Source organism: Methylobacillus flagellatus KT (assembly GCF_000013705.1).
Taxonomy (GTDB): Bacteria; Pseudomonadota; Gammaproteobacteria; order Burkholderiales; family Methylophilaceae; genus Methylobacillus; species Methylobacillus flagellatus.
The window spans coordinates 2,261,496-2,281,903 of the sequence record NC_007947.1 but is presented as its reverse complement, the minus strand read 5'-3'; the positions used below and the strand labels follow the sequence as shown (position 1 = coordinate 2,281,903).

19 protein-coding genes are annotated in these 20,408 nt (G+C 56.7%); 4 read left to right on the top strand and 15 right to left on the bottom strand.

Annotated elements, in window-relative coordinates; all coding sequences use genetic code 11:
- Positions 1-22 precede the first annotated feature (22 nt).
- The 4 genes from dxs to MFLA_RS10900 form a co-directional block, all read right to left on the bottom strand.
- The gene (dxs, locus tag MFLA_RS10915; RefSeq protein ID WP_011480354.1) at positions 23-1,867 is read right to left on the bottom strand and encodes a 1-deoxy-D-xylulose-5-phosphate synthase; all 1,845 of its coding nucleotides are present in this window, start codon (positions 1,865-1,867) and stop codon (positions 23-25) included.
- Positions 1,868-1,878: 11 nt separating this feature from the next.
- A complete protein-coding gene (locus MFLA_RS10910) occupies positions 1,879-2,769 on the bottom strand; it encodes a polyprenyl synthetase family protein (RefSeq protein WP_011480353.1) in 891 nt (296 codons plus the stop codon).
- Positions 2,766-3,023, bottom strand: a complete 258-nt coding sequence (locus MFLA_RS10905) for an exodeoxyribonuclease VII small subunit (protein WP_011480352.1) — start codon at positions 3,021-3,023, stop codon at positions 2,766-2,768. The genes MFLA_RS10910 and MFLA_RS10905 overlap by 4 nt, the downstream gene beginning before the upstream one ends.
- 112 nt (positions 3,024-3,135) lie before the next feature.
- Complete coding sequence (locus MFLA_RS10900; RefSeq protein WP_011480351.1) at positions 3,136-3,804, bottom strand: alpha/beta hydrolase; 669 nt, start codon at positions 3,802-3,804, stop codon at positions 3,136-3,138.
- 146 nt (positions 3,805-3,950) lie between these two features.
- On the opposite strand from MFLA_RS10900, the gene MFLA_RS10895 reads away from it, so the two are divergent.
- Entirely contained in the window at positions 3,951-6,176 is a 2,226-nt protein-coding gene (locus tag MFLA_RS10895) for a CHASE2 domain-containing protein (protein ID WP_011480350.1), read from the top strand.
- Positions 6,173-6,937 carry a 3',5'-cyclic-nucleotide phosphodiesterase gene (locus tag MFLA_RS10890; RefSeq protein ID WP_011480349.1) on the top strand — a complete coding sequence of 255 codons (765 nt, stop codon included), beginning with the start codon at positions 6,173-6,175 and terminating at the stop codon, positions 6,935-6,937. Before MFLA_RS10895 ends, MFLA_RS10890 begins: the two co-directional genes overlap by 4 nt.
- A 512-nt stretch (positions 6,938-7,449) precedes the next feature.
- Here MFLA_RS10890 and MFLA_RS10880 read toward each other — a convergent pair.
- The 3 genes from MFLA_RS10880 to MFLA_RS10870 form a co-directional block, all read right to left on the bottom strand.
- Positions 7,450-7,890 (bottom strand): pilin, encoded by a 441-nt coding sequence (locus MFLA_RS10880; protein ID WP_011480347.1) that lies wholly within the window; start codon positions 7,888-7,890, stop codon positions 7,450-7,452.
- Between the two features lie 229 nt (positions 7,891-8,119).
- Positions 8,120-8,650 (bottom strand): SRPBCC family protein, encoded by a 531-nt coding sequence (locus tag MFLA_RS10875; protein WP_011480346.1) that lies wholly within the window; start codon positions 8,648-8,650, stop codon positions 8,120-8,122.
- Between the two features lie 268 nt (positions 8,651-8,918).
- Entirely contained in the window at positions 8,919-9,881 is a 963-nt protein-coding gene (locus MFLA_RS10870; protein WP_011480345.1) for a beta-propeller fold lactonase family protein, read from the bottom strand.
- Between the two features lie 221 nt (positions 9,882-10,102).
- Between MFLA_RS10870 and MFLA_RS10865 the strand changes: the two genes are divergently transcribed.
- Positions 10,103-10,621, top strand: a complete 519-nt coding sequence (locus MFLA_RS10865) for an RNA pyrophosphohydrolase (protein WP_011480344.1) — start codon at positions 10,103-10,105, stop codon at positions 10,619-10,621.
- Between the two features lie 56 nt (positions 10,622-10,677).
- Here the strand turns inward: MFLA_RS10865 and asd are convergent, their stop codons facing one another.
- The 6 genes from asd to nadC all read right to left on the bottom strand — a co-directional run bounded on the left by asd (position 10,678) and on the right by nadC (position 18,113).
- Positions 10,678-11,520, bottom strand: a complete 843-nt coding sequence (gene asd / locus MFLA_RS10860) for an archaetidylserine decarboxylase (RefSeq protein ID WP_011480343.1) — start codon at positions 11,518-11,520, stop codon at positions 10,678-10,680.
- Positions 11,521-11,698: 178 nt separating this feature from the next.
- The gene (gene ilvC, locus MFLA_RS10855) at positions 11,699-12,715 is read right to left on the bottom strand and encodes a ketol-acid reductoisomerase (RefSeq protein WP_011480342.1); all 1,017 of its coding nucleotides are present in this window, start codon (positions 12,713-12,715) and stop codon (positions 11,699-11,701) included.
- A 59-nt stretch (positions 12,716-12,774) separates the two neighbouring features.
- Positions 12,775-13,266 (bottom strand): acetolactate synthase small subunit, encoded by a 492-nt coding sequence (gene ilvN / locus MFLA_RS10850; RefSeq protein ID WP_011480341.1) that lies wholly within the window; start codon positions 13,264-13,266, stop codon positions 12,775-12,777.
- 5 nt (positions 13,267-13,271) lie between these two features.
- The gene (locus tag MFLA_RS10845) at positions 13,272-14,978 is read right to left on the bottom strand and encodes an acetolactate synthase 3 catalytic subunit (RefSeq protein WP_011480340.1); all 1,707 of its coding nucleotides are present in this window, start codon (positions 14,976-14,978) and stop codon (positions 13,272-13,274) included.
- Positions 14,979-15,324: 346 nt separating this feature from the next.
- Entirely contained in the window at positions 15,325-17,109 is a 1,785-nt protein-coding gene (locus MFLA_RS10840) for a GspE/PulE family protein (RefSeq protein WP_011480339.1), read from the bottom strand.
- 134 nt (positions 17,110-17,243) lie between these two features.
- Entirely contained in the window at positions 17,244-18,113 is an 870-nt protein-coding gene (gene nadC, locus MFLA_RS10835; protein WP_011480338.1) for a carboxylating nicotinate-nucleotide diphosphorylase, read from the bottom strand.
- A 46-nt stretch (positions 18,114-18,159) separates the two neighbouring features.
- On the opposite strand from nadC, the gene MFLA_RS10830 reads away from it, so the two are divergent.
- Positions 18,160-18,771, top strand: coding sequence for a glutathione S-transferase family protein (locus MFLA_RS10830; RefSeq protein WP_011480337.1), 612 nt, complete (start codon positions 18,160-18,162; stop codon positions 18,769-18,771).
- Between the two features lie 48 nt (positions 18,772-18,819).
- On the opposite strand, the gene mnmA is transcribed toward MFLA_RS10830, so the two are convergent.
- Both mnmA and MFLA_RS10820 read right to left on the bottom strand, forming a co-directional pair.
- On the bottom strand, positions 18,820-19,902 hold the full coding sequence (gene mnmA / locus MFLA_RS10825; RefSeq protein ID WP_011480336.1) for a tRNA 2-thiouridine(34) synthase MnmA: 1,083 nt from the start codon (positions 19,900-19,902) through the stop codon (positions 18,820-18,822).
- Between the two features lie 30 nt (positions 19,903-19,932).
- Positions 19,933-20,376, bottom strand: a complete 444-nt coding sequence (locus tag MFLA_RS10820) for an NUDIX hydrolase (protein WP_011480335.1) — start codon at positions 20,374-20,376, stop codon at positions 19,933-19,935.
- Positions 20,377-20,408: the final 32 nt, after the last annotated feature.

Genomic DNA, 20,408 nt, shown 5'->3' with positions numbered 1-20,408 from the left:
AATTCGGTAATAGTTGAGTATACTACTTGGTTAATTTTTTCTCAATTGCTGCAATGATTCCCGCAGCATTGAGGCCGCATTCTGCCAGCATGGTTTCATGTACGCCATGTTCGATGAACATGTCGGGCAGGCCGAGGCACAGCACAGGCGTGTGGATGTCCGCTGCCTGCATGCATTCCATGACGGCTGCGCCAGCTCCTCCCATGACGGCATTTTCTTCCACCGTGACAATCAGCGTATGGCTGGATGCCAGCTGATTGATCAAGTTGGCGTCCAGCGGTTTGACGAAACGCATATTCGCCACCGTAGCATCCAGCGTCTCGGCTGCTTCCAATGCCGGTGCCAGCATGCTGCCGAAAGCGAGAATCGCGACCCAGCTACCCTGTCTGCGCAGCTCGCCCTTGCCGATCGGCAACAACTGCATGTCACGGGTGATGGTGGCGCCGGGACCGCCGCCGCGTGGGTAACGCACCGCCGACGGGCCATCGTGCAGGTATGCCGTGTATAGCATCTGTCGGCATTCATTTTCATCACTGGGCGCCATGATGATGATGTTGGGAATGCAGCGTAGATAGCTCAGGTCAAAGCTGCCAGCATGCGTCGGGCCATCTGCACCCACCAGGCCTGCACGGTCGATGGCGAACATCACCGGCAGGTTCTGCAGGGCGATATCATGGATAAACTGGTCATATGCGCGCTGCAGGAATGTGGAATAGATGGCGACGACAGGCTTCAAACCATCGCACGCCATGCCAGCGGCAAAAGTGAGGGCATGCTGCTCAGCGATGCCGACATCGAAAAAACGGTCGGGAAATTGTTCAGCAAAGGCATTGAGGCCGGAACCATCGCACATGGCAGGCGTAATGCCGACCAGGCGCTCATCACGGGCCGCCATGTCCACCAGCCAGTCGCTGAACACCTGCGTGTAGGTTTTCTTGCCTGCCTGCGCAATCGAGCAGCCGTTGCTGGGATCGAACTTGCCAACACCGTGGAACTTGCCCGGGTTATCTTCAGCCGGCTGGTAGCCGTGGCCTTTCTGCGTCGCGATATGCAGGAACTGCGGGCCCTTGAGTTCGCGGATATTGCGCAGCGTGGTGATCAGCACGTCAATATCGTGGCCATCTATCGGGCCGATATAGTTGAACCCGAACTCCTCGAACAATGTGCCGGGGGTGACCATGCCTTTTACGTGTTCTTCCGCGCGCTTGGCAAATTCCCGCACTGGAGGCACGACGCCCAGAACCTTTTCACCCGATCGGCGCACCGTGGTATACAACGGTCCCGAAAGCAGCTTGGCGAGATAGTTGGTCAACGCGCCCACGTTGGGCGAGATCGACATATCGTTGTCATTGAGGATGACCAGAATGTTGGCATCCATGGCACCTGCATTGTTGAGCGCCTCGAACGCCATGCCCGCAGTCATTGCGCCATCGCCAATCACGGCAATGGAGTGGCGGTCGGAGCCGGTCTTTTGCGCCGCGACCGCCATACCGAGCGCAGCAGAGATCGAAGTGCTGGAATGCCCGGTGCCGAAGGTGTCGTAAATGCTTTCATCCCGGCGCGGAAATCCTGCAATGCCACCCGGCCTGCGCAGGTTGCCCATGTCCTTGCGGCGGCCGGTGAGTATTTTATGTGGATAGGTTTGGTGCCCCACATCCCAGACTACTCGGTCTTCAGGGGTGTTGAATACATAGTGCAGGGCAATGGTCAGTTCTACCACGCCGAGGTTGGAGGACAAGTGTCCTCCGGTTTGCGCCACGCTATTGATGAGGAAGGCGCGCAATTGCCTGGCAAGCTCATGCAGCTCCTTGCGGTCAAGACGCCGCAGATCCTCTGGTGAGTTGATGCTTTCTAGCAGTTCGTACATGGCTGGCCCGCTTAAAAGCTACGTTGAGTGATGAAGTGCGCCACCTGCTCTAAGCGGTGGGCGGCTTCGCCAAAAGGTGCCAGCTGGGCAAGCGCGCCATCCAGCAGTTCCTTTGCTAGCTGTTTGGCATGGTCGATGCCCAGGATGGTGACATAAGTCGGCTTGTCGCTTTGGGCATCCTTGCCCGCTGTTTTGCCCAGGGTCTCACTGTCGGCTTCTGCGTCAAGGATATCGTCCACCACTTGGAAGGCAAGGCCGATGGCCTGGGCGTAATGATCTATCGCATGTAACCGCTCCTGGTCCAGATCATTGGCGCAGTGTGCGCCGAGCAGGGCCGCTGCTCGGATCAGGGCACCTGTTTTATGGATATGCATGTATTCCAGCTCGGACTGCTCAAGTGCCTTGCCGACGCTGTCAAGGTCGATGGCCTGCCCTCCCGCCATGCCGCGTGAGCCACTGGCGATGGCCAGGAGACTGACCATTTCCAGCTGCCTGCCGGGGTCCGTACACAAACCGGGCGTCGCCAGGGACTGAAAGGCGAGGGTCTGCAAGGCATCGCCGACCAGCAGCGCCGTAGCGTCGTCATATTGCTTGTGACAGGATGGCTTGCCGCGGCGCAGGTCGTCGTCGTCCATGCACGGCATGTCGTCATGCACGAGGGAATAGGCATGGATCAGCTCCACCGCAGCAGCGGCAATATCCACTTTTTCGGGGGCGGCACCACAGAGTTCGCCAGCAGCATGTGCAAGCAGTGCGCGTACACGCTTGCCGCCGCCCAGCACGGCATAGCGCATGGCCTCATGCAGGCGGGTGGGGGCAATGTACGATGCTGGAAGCAAGTTGTCCAGCGTGTGTTCCATACGTTGTTGGGTATGGCGGGCCCAGCTCTGGAAATCGGTCATTTAGCGTCGATGTACGGTTGTAGCTGGTTGGATTCGGTGAGGATGCGTACTTGCTGCTCGACGTCTGCCAGCGATTTCTGGCAGTGCTGCAGGAGTTCCGAGCCGCGTTTGTAGGCAGCCAGGGATTGCTCAAGGGGCAGCTGGCCGGATTCGATCTGTCCGACCAGGCCCTCCAGTTCGGCCATGGCGGTTTCAAAGCTCAAGGCTTCGAATATGCTGGCTTGCGGGTCGTCAGCTTTTGTTTTTTTACTCATGAAAACAACCGGTGCACGAGCATGTGGCACCACCCCTTCCGGTCATGCTGCTCATTGCATTATTGTGAAGTTAATGTGTTATTTTACGCCGAACTGCGTCGATAAACCACGACTAAGTTAATGATAATCCGAATTGCCGCAGCATGAAGCTGCGGATGTCATCGATTTCTTCCATGCAGACGGAATGCGGCATTGGGTATTCATGCAGCTCCAGAGAATATCCCTGGAGCTGCAATGCCTGGGCAGATGCCTGGTAGCGCGCCAGTGGGATGACATTGTCCACTGTGCCGTGCGCCATGAAAATGGGGGTATGCTGATTGGCAGCATGGTTTTCCATTGCCAGGCTGTCGGCCAGTGCGAGATACGTGGAAAGCGCCAGTACGCCGGCAAGCGGTGCCGGATAACGCAAGGCGGTGTGAAGCGCGATCGCGCCGCCCTGCGAGAATCCAGCCAGCATAATGTGATGGCTGGGAATCCCGCGCGCCAGCTCATTGGCGATCAGGGCTTGGACGGCTTGCTGCGAGGCGCGGATGCCGTCGCCATCCTGGGGAGCACCTGGCTCGAAGCTGTAAATGTCATACCATGCAGGCATGACATAGCCATGGTTGACCGTGACCGGGATTGCAGGGGCATGTGGCAGGATGAAGCGCGTGTGTGGCAACGCCAGTTCGCGCGCCACTGGCGCGAAGTCGTTGCCGTCAGCGCCCAGGCCATGCAGCCAGATTACGCTGTTGCGGATGGTGTCATCGGGAGAGATTTCAATGCAATCGAGTAAGGACATCGGTATCGTCTATATGCTTGGCGAAAGTTGCATTCTGCCATGCAATCCGACGCATGGCACATCGCATAATGCCCACACGCAGGGCTTTTACGCTATGCTTCTGTAAAACCAACGCACTGGCATAACACTCCAACCTTCTTTTCTGCATGCGTATTCCCCGCTCCTTTTCCCATCACCATATCCGCCTGTTGCTGGGCGTCCTTGCCACCGCCATACTGCTGGCGCACGTGGTGGGGGCTTTCAGGCTGGATTTCATGGAGGCGATGGAGCGCTTTGCCTATGACACCCGCATTCGACTGCTCGCGCCGGAAGATCATGACGACCGCATCGTCATCGTCGATATCGATGAGGCCAGCCTGCAACAGGAGGGACACTGGCCCTGGAGCCGCAAGCGGCTGGCGCAGTTGTTGGATCTATTGTTTGACCACTATCAGGTAAGGCTGGTGGCATTCGATGTCGTGTTTGCGGAGAAAGACCACAGCTCCGGCCTGGCAGCACTGCAGGCAATGCGGCAGGCGCAATTTACGCAGCGGCCGGAATGGGTGCCGTTGATCGATGCCATACTGCCCGCGCTGGATCATGACAGGCAATTTGCTGACAGCATGCGCGGACGGAATGTTGTGCTGGGATATTATTTTCGGCATGGCACGGACATGGGGCGCAATATCGGCATGTTGCCGCCACCCGTAATGCAGGCAGACATGCTGGCCGGGCGTCATGTCGCCTATCTACAGGCCAGTGGGTATGGCGCCAACCTGCCGATCCTGCAGCAGCAGGCAGCGGCAGCTGGGCACTTCAATCCGGACCCCGACGAAGATGGGATCACGCGCCGCGTCCCCTTGCTGGTGGCATACCAGGGCGGCATGTACGAGGCGCTGTCGCTGGCCGTCGTCCGACGAGTACTGGGCAATGTGCAGGTGGCACCTGGTTTCACCGACAGCATGCAATATGCCGGCATGGAATGGCTGGAACTGGGCCAGCGTAAAATCCCGGTTGATGCCAACCTGAATACGCTGATTCCATATCGCGGCAAGCAGGGCAGTTTTTCCTATGTATCCGCCACCGATGTATTGCATGGCAGGGTTTCCCCTCAACAGTTGCAGAACCGCATCGTGCTGATCGGTACCACGGCACCGGGCCTGATGGATTTGCGTGCTACGCCCGTACAGAGCGTCTATCCCGGTGTGGAAATCCATGCCAGCCTGATTTCAGGCATGTTGGACGGTAATATCCTGCAACAGCCAGGCTATACGCGCGGGGCCGAATTCCTGTTGCTCATGCTGCTGGGGGTGGGGCTTTCCATTCTGATTCCACGCATGTCTCCCGTGCCTGCCACCGTCCTAGCCCTGGCGACGTGGGCATTGCTTACGGGGTTCAATCTCATGGCATGGCAGGCCGGTATCGTGCTGCCATTGGCCTCGGCCCTGTTGCTCGTCCTGCTGCTTTATGTGCTCAATATGAGCTACGGCTATTTCATCGAGTCGCGCAGCAGGCGGCACCTGGCCCAGCTGTTTGGCCAGTACGTGCCTCCAGCGCTGGTGGCTGAGATGGTTGAGCGGCCGCATCAACTCGGGCTGGAAGGAGAAAGCCGCGAAATGACGGTGCTGTTCTGCGATATCCGCGACTTCACCAGAATATCGGAAGCGCTTGATCCGCAAGCGCTGGCCAAGCTCATGAATGAATACCTCACCGCAATGACGCGCGTCATCCATCAACACCGCGGCACCATAGACAAATACATGGGCGATGCCATCATGGCATTCTGGGGTGCGCCACTGCATGACGACCGGCATGCCGCCAATGCGGTCAATGCAGCGCTGGACATGGTGCGCGAGCTGGAACAGGTGAATGCCGGCTTCCAGGCCAGGAACTGGCCGCGCCTGGACATTGGCATAGGTCTCAATTCGGGCGAAATGACCGTAGGCAATATGGGGTCGGAATTCCGCATGGCATATACAGTGATGGGGGATGCGGTCAACCTGGGCGCACGCCTGGAAAGCCTGTGCAGCTACTATGATGAGCCCATCATCGTGAGTGAGTTCGTCATCCGCGCAGCCACCCAATATCCCTACCGTGAGCTGGATCTGATCCGTGTCAAAGGCAAGGGCATCCCGGTACGGATTTATGCGCCCATCACCACTGAGCATGCCGTGACGGAGCAAGAGCTGGCACAATACGAACTGGCATTGGCAGCCTATAGACAACAACAATGGTCGCCAGCCCGTGAGGCCTTCAACACATTGCAGGCTACGTATGGTGCGCGCAGGATCTATACACTCTATCTGGAGCGGATTGCGCATTTCAGCCGCCATGCACCGGCAGCCGACTGGGATGGCGTATTCAATTTTGAAAGCAAATGGGGAACGACATGAATGTCCAGGTATTGGGCTGTAGCGGCGGCATTGGGCAGGGGCTGCGCACGACATCCCTGCTGGTGGACGGGGATATCCTGATTGATGCAGGCACAGGCGTGGGAGACCTCACGCTGGCCCAAATGTCGACAATCAGCCACGTATTCTTGACCCATGCCCACCTTGACCACATCGCCTTCCTGCCCTTGCTGCTGGATGCCGTGCTGGGCAAGCGCGAGCAGCCAGTGACGGTACATGCCCTGCCGGAGACCATCGCCAGCCTCAAGGCGCATATCTTCAATGGGCACATCTGGCCGGACTTCAACCAGATTCCCACTCCCGAGCAACCGTTGCTGCAATATGCGCCTATAACGGTGGGAGACGAGGCCGAGATAGCCGGCCGCCGTATTGTGGCGCTCCCTGCCAACCATAGCGTGCCGGCAGTCGGCTATTTGCTCGGTAGCGGCTCGGGCAGCCTTGCATTTACCGGCGATACCACCAGTTGCGACGAGTTCTGGCAAGTGCTGAACCAAGCAGGCAATTTACGTCACCTGATCATCGAAGTGTCATTTACCGATGCCGAGATTGCCCTAGCTTTGGTATCCCATCATTATTGCCCGGCATTGCTGCTGAATGGTTTAGATCGACTAAAGCCTCGTCCAGAAGTATGGGTTACGCACCTGAAGCCGGGCGAAGGAGAAGCCATCATGCAGGAGATTGATGCTGCCAGGCATCCCTTGGTGCCGAAGGCCTTGCAGCATGGTCAGGTTTTGAATGTCTGATCTTTGGGAGCGCTATCGCAATATGCGCTCTTGCAGGACGGAGACAAAATCCTTGCGCTTTTGCTCAATACACAGTATCTCTGCTGCAAGCTACGTTTACAGAAAGTACCGGATCAAGACTGGTATGGCAATGATGATGTAGAAAAAGAAACAGGAGACAAGCCAGTGATGACATTGTTCTCCTGTGAGGAAGGTGTTTTATGCGGCGCAATGCCCTTCAGTTATTGCCCCTTACGCGTGCTTTTTATGGTCTTGTGCAAGTTGCGTTTGCAGAGGACACTTGGCTCAGCTCCGGTATGATCCCTGTCCCTTGTCATCCCGGCCTTCAGGCTGGAATCTTGCGAATATGCAGGAACGCAACGGAATGCCGGGTCTTCGGCATGACAGTGGGAGAGCCAGGCGGCGGAGGTCAAAAAAGAGACAGGAGACAAGCCGGAGTGGCGTTGTCTCCTGTGGAGGAATTTATTTAATTTGAAGCGATACTTTTATATATTCTAAATTTTAACTTTCGTTTATGCGCCCCTACAAATTTCGGTACGTCCAATAAAGCGTTGCAATGCTGTTGCTGTGCATGTCCACTGACCAGTAGCTTCTGTTCGCGTTAGGGTAATCGTTGTACCCGCAACTGTTGCAGGGCCGCCAACAATTGTTGCAGTAATTACGCCTGCATTAGTGGGAGTTGTTATGACAATATTAGTGTTTGAGTTTGCTGCTTGTACACCCACAAATGCCTCGCCAGCGGCTGGTGGATTTGTTAGTGATGGGGTTAGGCCGTCATTCAGAGCAAGGTCAAATCCAGTTTTTGCTGGTGCGACCTCGGCTAATGCTGCTGCCCATTTTGATTTGGCAACATAATCCTGATAAGCCGGAATCGCCACTGCCGCCAAAATACCGATAATCGCCACGACGATCATCAGTTCGATCAACGTAAAACCTTGTTGTACTTTTTTCATCATGAACCCCTTTAGTTGAGTTGAGTGTTTGCTGCGGTTGGAGGAGTACCGCATGCATTGCTTATTGCAATGGCTGTGCCAGTTTTAGGTGATGATGGGTTATGTATTGAATTTTAAGGATTTTGTCAGCTGGAAAATAAAAAAGCGGAGTTGTTGCTCCGCTTTTTGTTTACCTTTAACTGACAATTTTTGTCACGATGTGACAAGCATTGTTAGGTTTGCAAGTAAATTACTTGCCTTCGGCAACCTTTTTCAGGTTGGCAAGGCCGGCGTCATATACGCCATTGATCGCATCCAGCGCGGACTTGTCGTCCTGGCCTGGAGGGATGGGCGGGTTGAGCTTGTAGACGCGGTAGAAGCGGCCCATCCACTTGACTTCGGTCTTGCCGCCTTCGGCTTCCTTCACTGTGATGGTGGAGTAGTAGTCGGAGACGGGCAGCGCGCCTTCAATGATGCCGTACTTGAGCTGCTTGCGATCTTCATCGATGCTCTTGAGGTTTTCCAGGATGGTGCCGCCGCCCTTGAGGGTGAGCAGGCGTACGGTTTCTTCCGTACCGTCTACCGTGCGCTTGTCGAGCTTGGTGCTTTCAACCGCGGGGTGCCATTTCTGCATGTTGCCGAAGTCCTTGACCAAGGCCCAGACTTTGTCCGGGCTGGCGTCGATGACGACAGTCTTTTCAACTTTCTGCGGCGAAGGGCCGTGGGCGGCGGCAGTGAGCGGCAGCAGGCCGATGGCAAGTAATGCGAGGATTTTCTTCATCTATGTTTCTCCATGTTTTTGCAAGTTATAAAAGTGGAACCGTGAATGTGCTGTCCTGCTGCTAGGTTGTAGCGGGACAGCATACCTGGAAACCTCAGAACAAATCACCGTGCCGCAAGCATCTGCGGAATCGGGCGGGCTGCTTCGTTGCAAATCCTCGCGATAGCTATGGCTATGGCTATCACTGTGGTTTGCGCCTCGCATCACATCCCGATCCGCAGCGCTTGTTTGCCACTCGATTTGTTTTGAGGTTCCCGGCAGCTCCCAATCAATGCGACGTCTTGTTGAGTATAAACTGTCCGAACGCCCGGCTTTGCTTGCCGGTGGAAATGTCCTGGATATGTTTATGGCTGCTGGCGTCTATCACTGAAACCGAGTTGTCAAACCAATTGGCAACGTAAATTTTGTTGGTGGCGGCATCGTAGTTGATGCCTTCCGGAAATCCGCCGACACTGATCCTGGTGGTTTCCTTGTTCTGTTCGAGATCGATGACGGAGACGGTGTCCGCCTGGGTGTTGGTGACATAGGCATAACGGCTGTCCGGGCTCACCGCAACGCAATACGGGTGCTCCCCTACCGGAATGGTGCGGGTCTGCAGGGTTTCCAGATCGATGACGGAAAGGCTATTGGCGTAAACGTTGACAGCCAATATCTGCCTGCCATCCGGCCCGAGGGTAATGCCGAACGGATGTTCCCCGGTAGCGACGCGTTGCAGTACCTGCAGGGATTGGGTGTCGATGATGGCAAGGTCGTTGCTGTCACGGTTGGCAACATATAGCTTGCTGCCGTCCGGGCTGACGGTGATGCCGGCGGGTGCCTTGCCGATGCTGACTTCACGGCGTTGGCTGGGATCGGCAGTATCGATGGCGAGCACGCGGTTGTCGTTCCAGTCGGCGACATACAGGGTCTGGCTGTCGGGTGACAATGCAATGCCGACTGGTGAGCCGGCAATGTTGATGGTATTGATGACTTCATATTTGTCCGCATCGATCACTGAAACTGATTGGCTGTCCACATTGCTGATATAGACCCGGCCCAATGCCGCAGAGGTCGCAACGCCGACAGGGGATTTGCCGACGGCAATGGTGGCAATGATGCGGTGGTCGGAAAGGCTGAGAACGGAAACTGTATTTTCACCTTGGTTCGTGATATAGGCTTCGTCTGCCCGGGCTATCAGGGAAAACGCGATGAGAAGCAGTAAGCTGCTGAGGATGCGGATGCTGTGTTTCACTATGAAGTATTTGCTTGCGATCAGGTTCTGCTGGTTGGTTAAGCTAACGTTTCAATGTTGCCAAAGGTTGACCCGGCAGTATACGGGGGGGCTGTAAATAGCGTCAAGGCTGGATTTCTCCTGTGTTTTCCGGGATTTTCGGTAGGGGCCGGAAGTGTGCCCAGCTTTCAAAATCCGGCAAAATATGGAAAAATGACGACAAACTATAGAGGTATGTTGTCATGATAGATCGGGATGGATATCGCCCGAATGTTGGCATTATTTTATGCAATGCCCGCAATCAGGTGTTTTGGGGTAAGCGCATCCGCGAGCACTCTTGGCAGTTTCCGCAGGGCGGCATCAAATATGGCGAAAGCCCTGAGCAGGCCATGTACCGCGAATTGATGGAGGAGGTCGGGTTACGTCCCGAGCATGTCAAGATTCTGGGCCGCACCCGGGATTGGCTGCGCTACGACGTGCCGACCAACTGGATCAAGCGCGAATGGCGTGGCAGTTACCGGGGCCAGAAACAGATATGGTTCCTGCTGCGGCTGATCGGGCGTGACAGCGATGTGTCGTTGCGCGCCAGCACGCACCCTGAGTTTGATGCCTGGCGCTGGAGTGACTACTGGGTGGCAATGGATTCCGTTATTGAGTTCAAGCGGGATGTCTACCGCATGGCGCTGAAGGAGCTTTCCATGCATCTTACCGAGCACCGGCGTCCGCGGGTAGCGGAACGCGTGGATCAATTGGTGCGCTGATTCCCCGGCTGGCGATTCCGGCTTTGGCCAGGAATCGCTTTTTACCCTGCTCAGACCTACTGCGCCATTGCCTCTCCCAGCGAGACCGCCCGCAATGGGTGCCAGCCGGGCTGAAACCTGAGCTGTGCTGTTTCCGGATAAAGCACGACGACTGTCGAGCCCAGCAGGAATCGTCCCATTTCCTCGCCTTGCTTGAGGCGGATATCCTGGTCGTGATAGTGCCAGGTCTGGATTTCTCCGCGACGTGGTGGGTTGACGATGCCATGCCACACTGTTGCCATGCTGCCGACGATGGTGGCGCCTACCAGGACCAAGGCGAATTTCCCTTCTGAATTAGCAAATTCGCATACCACGCGCTCGTTGCGTGCGAATAGCCCCGGCACGTGCTCGGCAGTCAGAGGATTGACGGAAAACAGGTCGCCGGGTACGTATGTCATGGAAAGCAGCTTGCCATCGCAGGGCATATGAATGCGATGGTAATCCCGGGGGCTCAGGTAGATGGTGGCAAAGTAGCCGTTCTCATATTCCCTTGCCATCTGCGCATTGCCGGCTAATAAGGCCGTGGTCGAGTAGTGATGGCCCTTGGCCTGAAAAATCTGGTCCTTGTCTATGCGGCCGAACTGGCTGATGGCTCCATCCACCGGGCAGAGCTGCGCCGCATCGGCCAGTGGTCGTGCGCCGGGTTTGAGTGCCCTGGTAAAGAAGTCATTGAAGCTGGCATAGCTGGTAATGTCGGGATTGACGGCCTCCAGCATGTTGACCCGGTAATGCTTGGCGAACCAGCGAATGACGGTTGTCGTCAGCCAGCCGGCGCGCAGGTGGGCAAGCTTGCCTGCCAACGCGGTCAATGCGATTTTTGGCACCAAATATTGCAGTTTGACAGAGTAGGGCTTTGGCACATGGACCTCATTAAGGGAAAAGCGAAACGCAAAAAGAGGCCGGACAGTGTCCAGCCTCTTTCTATTTTAACGGAGACCTGGATGGTCTGGCTCTCTTTGCTGGGCGATCACTTATGATCGTTTCCCCGGCAGTTGGTTCTTTAGATGAGGCCAGGTCCGGTCAGGTTGCCGGAAACTGTTAGTTCTTGGATTGATCTACCAGTTTGTTCTTGGCAATCCAAGGCATCATGGCACGCAGCTGGCTGCCGACCTGTTCAATCGGGTGAGCAGCGTTAAGGCGGCGGCGTGCAGTCATGGATGGATAACCGGTGCGGCCTTCCAGAATGAACTGCTTGGCATAGTCACCGTTCTGGATGTTCTTCAGGCACTCCTTCATTGCAGCGCGGGCCTGGTCGGCAATCACGCGGGGGCCAGTGACATATTCGCCATATTCTGCATTGTTGGAGATGGAGTAGTTCATGTTGGCAATGCCGCCTTCGTACATGAGGTCGACGATCAACTTGAGCTCGTGCAAGCACTCGAAGTAAGCCATTTCCGGAGCATATCCAGCTTCAACCAGGGTCTCGAAGCCTGCCTTCACCAATTCGACTGCGCCACCACAGAGCACGGCCTGCTCGCCAAACAGGTCGGTTTCGGTTTCTTCGCGGAAGTTGGTCTCGATCACGCCGCCCTTGGTGCCACCGTTGGCCGCAGCGTAGGAGAGCGCAATGTCCTTGGCTTTGCCAGACGCATCCTGGTAAACCGCGATCAGGGAGGGCACGCCGCCGCCCTTCAGGTATTCCGAACGCACAGTGTGGCCTGGGCCCTTGGGCGCGATCATGATCACGTCCAGATCCTTGCTCGGCACAATCTGGTTGTAATGTATGTTGAAGCCATGGGCAAAGGCTAGCGCGGCACCCTTTTTCAAGTTGGGTTCGATTTCCGCATGGTAGATTTCTGCCATGGTTTCGTCAGGCAGCAATACCATGACGACGTCGGCGCCAGTGACCGCTTCCTTGATTTCCTTGACTTCATGCCCTGCGTTCACTGCCTTGGCGAAGGAACTGCCTTCCTTGCGGGCGCCGATGGTGACGTTGACGCCGGAATCCTTCAAATTCTGGGCATGGGCATGGCCTTGGGAGCCGTAACCGACGATGGTCACTTTCAGCTTCTTGATCAGGGAAAGATCCGCGTCCTTGTCGTAATAGACTTTCATGTTTTGCCTTTCAATACAAAATGGATTCTGCTGTCCGGTGAGATAGACAGCTTGAGTGTTTAAAGCTTGAGTATCCTGTCGCCGCGACCAATGCCGGAGGCGCCGGTGCGGACGGTCTCCAGGATGGCACCTTTGTCCAGGGCTTCAAGGAAAGCATCCAGCTTGGAGCCGGAGCCTGTCATTTCGATGGTGTAGCTGCTATCGGCTACGTCGATGATGCGACCGCGGAAAATGTCGCACATGCGTTTCATTTCTTCGCGGAACGACCCGGTCGCCTTTACCTTGACCAACATCAGCTCACGCTCGATAAAGCGGCCATCGTTGAGGTCCAGTACCTTGACCACATCCACCAGCTTGTTGAGCTGTTTGATGATCTGCTCGATCACTTCATCCGATCCGGAGGTGACGATGGTCATGCGTGACAGCGTGGCATCCTCGGTGGGCGCCACGGTCAGGGATTCGATATTGTATGCACGCGCGGAGAACAGGCCAGCAACGCGGGAAAGGGCGCCAGCTTCGTTTTCCATCAATATGGAGATGATATGTTTCATGATTCTTACAGGTCTTCAGCCAGGATGATTTCAGACAAGCCCTTGCCGTTCGGCACCATTGGGAACACGTTCTCGTTCTGGTCGGTGATGAAGTTCATGAAGACAAACCTGTCCGTGAGGTTGAATGCCTCGGTCAGGGCGCCTTCAACGTCGGCAGGCTTCTCGATGTTCATGCCGACATGGCCGTAGGACTCTGCAAGCTTGACGAAATCCGGCAGGCTGTCCATGTAGGATTCCGAATAGCGGTTTTCGTAGAAGAATTGCTGCCATTGGCGCACCATGCCCAGATAGCGGTTGTTGAGCAGGATCACCTTGATCGGCAGGTGGAATTGCTTGCAGGTCGACAGCTCCTGGATGTTCATCTGGATACTGCCCTCGCCGGTAATACAGGCGACTTTGGCTTTGGGATCGGCAAACTGCACGCCCATGGCGTAGGGCAGGCCGACGCCCATGGTGCCCAGGCCGCCCGAGTTGATCCAGCGGCGCGGCTTGTCGAACTTGTAATATTGCGCGGCCCACATCTGGTGCTGGCCGACGTCGGACGTTACATAGGCCTCGCCCTTGGTGACTTCCCACAATTTTTCGATGACGAACTGCGGCTTGATGATCTCGCTGTTGCGGTTGTAGCCCAGGCAGTTGCGGCCACGCCATTCCTCGATCTGCGTCCACCAGGCCTTGAGCGCGGCAGCGTCGGGTGCGCGGGTTTCGGCGTCCAGCAAGTCGTTCATTTCGGCCAGCACGGACTGCACGTGGCCGACGATGGGCACATCCACCTTGACGCGCTTGGAGATAGAGGAAGGATCCACATCGACATGGATGATGGTGCGGTCCTTGTTGTAGAAGTGCTGCGGATTGCCGATGACGCGGTCGTCAAAGCGCGCGCCGATGGCAACCAGCACGTCACAGTTCTGCATCGCCATATTGGCTTCCAGAGTGCCGTGCATGCCGAGCATGCCGACGAACTGCTTGTCCGTAGCAGGATAGCCGCCCAATCCCATCAGGGTATTGGTAACGGGGAAGCCCAGTCTGCGTGCGAGCTTGATCAGCTGCTCCGAGGCATCGCCGAGCACTACGCCGCCGCCGGTATACAGCATGGGGCGCTTAGCTTCGAGCATGAGCTTGATGGCCTTCTTGATCTGGCCAGAGTGTCCCTTGAGGATAGGCGTGTAGGAGCGCATCTCTACACTCTCGGGATATTCATAATGGCCGAGGTGCGCAGTAATATCCTTGGGGATGTCGACGACCACTGGGCCGGGACGGCCAGTCGCGGCAATGAAGAATGCCTTCTTGATGGTGGGAGCGATGTCTTTCACGTCCTTGACCAGGAAGTTGTGCTTCACGCAGGGCCGTGAGATGCCGATCATGTCCACTTCCTGGAAGGCATCCTGGCCAATGGCAGGCGTAGGCGCCTGGCCGCTAATGACGACCAAGGGGATGGAGTCCATATGGGCAGTGGCAATGCCGGTAATGGCATTGGTGGCACCAGGGCCGGATGTCACCAGGGCGACCCCGACCTCACCCGTGGCGCGAGAATAGGCGTCTGCCGCGTGGACAGCGGCTTGCTCATGCCGGACAAGAATGTGCTTGAACTTGTCCTGTTTGAATATTTCATCATAAATATTGAGCACTGCGCCGCCAGGATAGCCGAAAACGTATTTGACGTTTTCTTCCTGCAAGCAGCGAATGACGATTTCTGCGCCAGATAATTCCATAGATAATGCTTGTTACGCCGAGGGTTTGGGAAACTTAGTACACTAACGGTTTGTACCATTTTGGTCAAGGAAGATTACGTGCTTTTGAATGTCATGCCATGGATTTGGCATGGCTTGCCAATGCACCGGACAAAGCGCTAGGCAAGTGCTGCAATTTGCATGACCGGTGGAGCGCGATGTAGGGGGAGCACGCTTCGAAACCATGGCTTCGGGCCGTTACGATAGCCTGGCTCCAATGGGTTGAAAGCCAGGATACACCAACATACTTTTGTGGATGATGGTGTTTGGGCTGCCCTGGCGAGAAAGCCAGCCTGTGACTTGGTATTGGGCAGGCGCTTGATGTTGATTAGTCAAAAGGGGGTGGTGCGACCTTGAGCAGTTCTTCTATGGTGGTCAGGCCCTCGGCAATTTTTTCGGCGCCGTTGATCAACAATGGCTGCATGCCTTGCTGGTAAGCCAGCTTTTTGATGCTGGCGAGATCGGCGTCGTGGGTGATGAGCTTCTTGAGTTCCGGCGTTAGCGACAGCATCTCGTAAATGCCGCTGCGACCGCGATAGCCGGTCATGCGGCATTCCAGGCAGCCGTTGGCGGCATAGATTTGGGCGGGCTTGGGCAGTTTCCATGCACTAACCAAGTCATCCCATCGTTCCTGGCTGATCTCGGCAGGCATCTTGCAATGCGGGCATAAGGTGCGTACCAGCCGCTGCGCCATGATGCCGATTAGCGAGGAGTGGATCAGGTAAGGTGGAATGCCCAGGTCCAGCAGGCGGGTCACCGCGGCCGGCGCGTCATTGGTATGCAGGGTTGAGAGCACAAGGTGACCGGTCAACGCGGCCTGGATCGCCATTTCCCCGGTTTCCACGTCGCGGATTTCGCCTACCATGATGATGTCGGGGTCCTGGCGCAGCAGGGTGCGTACACCGTCGGCAAATGTCAGGCCAATGTTGTGCTGCACTTGCATCTGGTTGAACGCTGGCTCCACCATCTCGATCGGGTCTTCCACGGTGCAGACGTTCACTTCCGGCGTTGCAAGCAGCTTCAGGGTCGAATATAGCGTAGTGGTCTTGCCGGAGCCGGTCGGGCCGGTCACGAGGACGATGCCGTTGGGACTCTGCGTCCAGCGGGTCCATTTCTGCGCCTGTGCGCTGGAAAATCCCAGCTCGACAAAATCCTTGACCAGTATTTCCGGCGTGAAGATACGCATGACCAGCTTTTCGCCGAATGCCGTGGGCATGGTGGAGAGGCGCAGTTCGATTTCCTCGCCTTCGTCCGTCAGGGTCTTGATGCGGCCATCCTGGGGGCGGCGTTTTTCCACCATGTCCATACGCCCGAGTAGCTTGATGCGGTTGGTGATCGCATTCATGATGGCGCTGGGCAGTTGGTATACCTGGTGGAGCACGCCGTCGATGCGGAAGCGCAATATGCCCATGTTGCGGCGCGGTTCGAGGTGAATGTCGCTGGCGCGTTGCTCGAAGGCATACTTGAACAGCCAGTCGACGATATTGACCACATGCTGTTCGTTGGCGTCGAGATTCTTGTCCTTGCCTAATTCAACCAGTTGTTCCAGGTTCTGCACGCCAATGACCTGTCCGGCCTTTGCCGTGTTGGCGAGATGGATGGAGTTGGCGAGGTTGTAGACTTCCGGCAGGTAGCGGCTGATTTCGCGCGGGTTGGCGACGACCAGCCGGATGTTGAGTTTCAGGATGCGTTCGAGGTCGGGGATCCAGTCGGTAAAGAACGGTTCGGCGGTCGCGATGATGGCCTCCTGGCCGCTGACCTTGACCGGCATGATCTTGAGGCGCTCGGCATAAGCCTTGGAAACGACCTGGGCCACGGCGCTGAAATCCAGTTTGAGCGGGTCGACGTGGAAATGCTCGAGATTGGCCCTTTTGGCAAGCCATGCCGTGAGCATTTCCAGCGAAAGTGGCTTGTGCGGGGGCTGCAGGCTTTTCCATTTTTGCTCGCTGATGATGATCAGGGGGTGCAGGTTGGAACTGTCCAGCCTGCGGTCCTTGAAGAGCTGCTCGGCCTGCAGCTTGTGCACCAGCCCGTCGTTGACAAGCATGCGCAGGGTGTCGCCCAGCGAGAGGCGGCCAGGGGCTGGGTGGAAGATGGCGCCAGGTTGATTCATGTGGGAATACTAAAGATTCGCAGCGCAAAAGTCGATGCGTTTGCGCTTGGCGCTAGCAAGATGTGGCATGGGGCCGGCAGAGGGGGCTGGTGCGCATTGCCAGGCTTGACCGGAGCCGGTTGCGTCGGCAGGGCTTATTCCTGGGGCTGGAAGCGCATCGAAAGGTCGATCGCCTGGAGATGTTTGGTCAGGCTGCCGATGGAAATGCGGTCGACCCCGGTCAGTGCAATTTCGCGTACATTGTGAATATCGATGCCGCCCGAGGCTTCGAGGATGGCTCGGCCCTGGTTGATGCGGACGGCTTCCACCAGCATCGGAGGAGCGAAATTGTCGAGCAATACCAGCGTGGCGCCCGCGTTCAGGGCGGTCTGCAACTGTTCCAGGGTTTCAACTTCGATCTGGATAGAGACATCCGGATTCAGCGCGCGGGCATGATGTAGCACTGCTTCTATGCTGCCTGCGGCAGCAATGTGGTTTTCCTTGATGAGGATGCCATCATAAAGCCCGATGCGCTGGTTGAGCCCACCACCGATGCGCACGGCGTATTTTTGCGCAATACGCAGGCCAGGCAAGGTCTTGCGCGTGTCTAGGATGCGCGCTCGTGTTCCCGTAATGGCGTTGACGTATTGCCGCGTGGCCGTGGCGGTGCCGGATAGCGTCTGCAGGAAGTTGAGGGCGCAGCGCTCCGCAGTCAGCAAGGCGCGGGCAGGGCCGGATAATGAGCAGAGTGTGGCGCCGGCGCTGACATGGTCTCCCTCTTGCACCAGCCATTCAGCCGCGATCTCCCTGGAAACCTGGCGGAATGCTTCATTGGCCCAAGGGATGCCACACACTACGGCATCCTCGCGCGCGATGATGGTGGCAGTCGCCAATTGGCCTGCGGGCACCAGTTGTGCCGTGATGTCTCCGGCCCCGACATCTTCTTCCAATGCGTGCAGAATGTTTGCCTCGATGACTTTCTGCAGGGCGTTGGGGAATGGCGTTTGCTGTGAGATGGGGTTCATGATTTGCATTATAATGCATCCATCCATCTCTCAAGTCTTGTTCAAGATGAAGCTCCTTTACTCCAATACCAGCCCGTATGCGCGCAAGGTGCGCGTGGTGGCTGCAGAAAAGCGTATCGATGTAGACATGGTGCTGGTCGTGCTTGCCGACCCTGAATGCCCTGTCGCCGACCATAATCCGCTGGGCAAGATCCCGGTACTGATCCTGCCGGATGGCGAAAGCCTTTATGATTCCCGTGTGATCGTGGAGTATCTGGATCATCGGACGCCAGTGGCGCACTTGATTCCGCAGGACCATACCGCCAAGATCGCCGTCCGCCGTTGGGAGGCCCTCGCCGACGGTGTGACAGATGCGGCTGTCGCAGCCGTGATGGAGGGGCGACGCCCGGAAGGAATGCAGGATTCGGCAGTGATTGAGAAGCAATTGAACAAGGTGGAACGCGGCCTGAGGAGGATGGACCAGGACCTGGAGAAGAGGAAGTGGTGTGTCAACGAAAGCTTCAGCTTGGCTGATATTGCCGTCGGATGCATGTTGGGCTATCTTGAGCTTCGCTATCAACACCTGGACTGGAAGCAGCAGTATCCCAATCTTGCCCGGCACTATGCTGCCATGATGAAGCGGGCTTCATTCAAGGATACCGCGCCAGTCATCGGCTGATGATGCACAGGGTGGCAGACAAGACGCTGCCCTGTTGCGCTGCGCTCGTCAAAGGGCTGAGGTGATGATGCCGCCGCCCAGGCAGACATTGCTTTCGTAGACCACGACGGATTGCCCCGGTGTAATCGCCCACTGCTTGTGGCCAAACCGGATTTCCGCAGTGCCACTGTCCAGCCGGTCAATCTCACACGGCGCATCCGGCTGGCGGTAGCGGGTCTTGGCGGCATACACCCAATGGGTTTTTGGTTCCTCGCCCGCAATCCAGTGCAGGTTGTCAGCGATCAGTCCGTCATTGAGCAGTAAGGGATGGTCGTGCCCCTGTACTACAATCAGCACGTTGCGCTGCATGTCCTTGCCCGCGACGAACCAGGGCTCCCCGTTGCTATCCTTAGAACCGCCGATACCAAGGCCCTGGCGCTGTCCCATGGTGTAGTACATCAAACCGTGATGCTGCCCGACCACCTTGCCTTCAGGCGTCTGGATTTCTCCCGGAGCACGTGGCAGATAACGGCTGAGGAACTCCTGAAACGGACGCTCGCCGATGAAGCAGATGCCGGTGGAGTCCTTCTTCTCGCTGGTGGGCAGGCCGGCGCGACGTGCAATGTCGCGAATTTCGCGTTTTAGCAGGTGACCGAGCGGGAACAGGGTCTTGGAGAGCTGTGCCTGGTTGAGGCGGTAAAGGAAATAGCTCTGGTCCTTGGTGCCGTCGTCCGCCTTCATGAGCTGGAACAAGCCGTTCTTCTCGCGCACTTGCGCATAGTGACCGGTAGCCATGAGGTCTCCGCCCAGCGCCATGGCATGGTCTAGGAATGCTTTGAACTTGATTTCGGAGTTGCAGAGAATATCCGGGTTGGGTGTACGGCCAGCGCTGTATTCCTCGAGGAAATTGGCGAACACCCGCTCCTTGTATTCCTTGCTGAAATTCACGGCTTCCAGTTCTATGCCAATCTTGTCGGCGACGGCGGCGGCATCAATGAGATCCTGTTTGGCCGGGCAGTATTCGTCGGTATCGTCGTCCTCCCAGTTCTTCATGAACAGGCCCACGACTTCATAGCCTTGTTCCTTGAGCAATAGGGCCGCGACGGAGGAATCAACGCCGCCGGACATGCCGACGATGACTTTTTTCTTCATGATGGATGTTCTATCTGCCAAATGGCAACGCTATAAATGAGTAATCACGTGGAGCGGGAAGTGCTGCCCCGCCAGGTAATGTTCGACGCATGCCAGTACTTGCGGGCTGCGGTGCCTTGCCTGGCTCGCACGGATTTCTTCCGGCGTCATCCAGACCGCGCGGATGATGCCGTCGTCCAGGGATTGGTCTGGCTGATGATCATCAGCCAGACCAATGAAGGCGAATCGCAGATAGGTAATGTCCTTGAGCGGGTGGCGCCAATGATAGATACCTAGCAGGCTTTGCGGCTTGAAACGGTAGGCGGTTTCCTCGCGGGTTTCCCTGATGACGGCTTCCAGCAGGCTTTCGCCGTTTTCCACATGCCCGGCAGGCTGGTTGAGACGGATGCCGTCGGTAGTCTCTTCTTCCACCAGGAGAAAGCGGCCATCCTGCTCAACAATGGCGGCAACAGTGGTATGGGGTTTCCAGATCATGAATTCTTCACCAGGCGTCTGGGCATGGCCAG

Excerpts from the sequence above, each read along its gene's own strand:
- MFLA_RS10830 (WP_011480337.1), top strand. The coding sequence starts at position 18,160 with ATGAAGCTCCTTTACTCCAATACCAGCCCGTATGCGCGCAAGGTGCGC.
- ilvN (WP_011480341.1), bottom strand. The coding sequence starts at position 13,266 with ATGAAACATATCATCTCCATATTGATGGAAAACGAAGCTGGCGCCCTT.
- MFLA_RS10865 (WP_011480344.1), top strand. The coding sequence starts at position 10,103 with ATGATAGATCGGGATGGATATCGCCCGAATGTTGGCATTATTTTATGC.
- mnmA (WP_011480336.1), bottom strand. The coding sequence starts at position 19,902 with ATGAAGAAAAAAGTCATCGTCGGCATGTCCGGCGGCGTTGATTCCTCC.
- MFLA_RS10910 (WP_011480353.1), bottom strand. The coding sequence starts at position 2,769 with ATGACCGATTTCCAGAGCTGGGCCCGCCATACCCAACAACGTATGGAA.
- MFLA_RS10905 (WP_011480352.1), bottom strand. The coding sequence starts at position 3,023 with ATGAGTAAAAAAACAAAAGCTGACGACCCGCAAGCCAGCATATTCGAA.
- MFLA_RS10890 (WP_011480349.1), top strand. The coding sequence starts at position 6,173 with ATGAATGTCCAGGTATTGGGCTGTAGCGGCGGCATTGGGCAGGGGCTG.
- ilvC (WP_011480342.1), bottom strand. The coding sequence starts at position 12,715 with ATGAAAGTCTATTACGACAAGGACGCGGATCTTTCCCTGATCAAGAAG.
- MFLA_RS10900 (WP_011480351.1), bottom strand. The coding sequence starts at position 3,804 with ATGTCCTTACTCGATTGCATTGAAATCTCTCCCGATGACACCATCCGC.
- dxs (WP_011480354.1), bottom strand. The coding sequence starts at position 1,867 with ATGTACGAACTGCTAGAAAGCATCAACTCACCAGAGGATCTGCGGCGT.
- MFLA_RS10875 (WP_011480346.1), bottom strand. The coding sequence starts at position 8,650 with ATGAAGAAAATCCTCGCATTACTTGCCATCGGCCTGCTGCCGCTCACT.
- MFLA_RS10840 (WP_011480339.1), bottom strand. The coding sequence starts at position 17,109 with ATGAATCAACCTGGCGCCATCTTCCACCCAGCCCCTGGCCGCCTCTCG.
- MFLA_RS10880 (WP_011480347.1), bottom strand. The coding sequence starts at position 7,890 with ATGAAAAAAGTACAACAAGGTTTTACGTTGATCGAACTGATGATCGTC.
- MFLA_RS10845 (WP_011480340.1), bottom strand. The coding sequence starts at position 14,978 with ATGGAATTATCTGGCGCAGAAATCGTCATTCGCTGCTTGCAGGAAGAA.
- MFLA_RS10820 (WP_011480335.1), bottom strand. The coding sequence starts at position 20,376 with ATGATCTGGAAACCCCATACCACTGTTGCCGCCATTGTTGAGCAGGAT.
- MFLA_RS10895 (WP_011480350.1), top strand. The coding sequence starts at position 3,951 with ATGCGTATTCCCCGCTCCTTTTCCCATCACCATATCCGCCTGTTGCTG.
- nadC (WP_011480338.1), bottom strand. The coding sequence starts at position 18,113 with ATGAACCCCATCTCACAGCAAACGCCATTCCCCAACGCCCTGCAGAAA.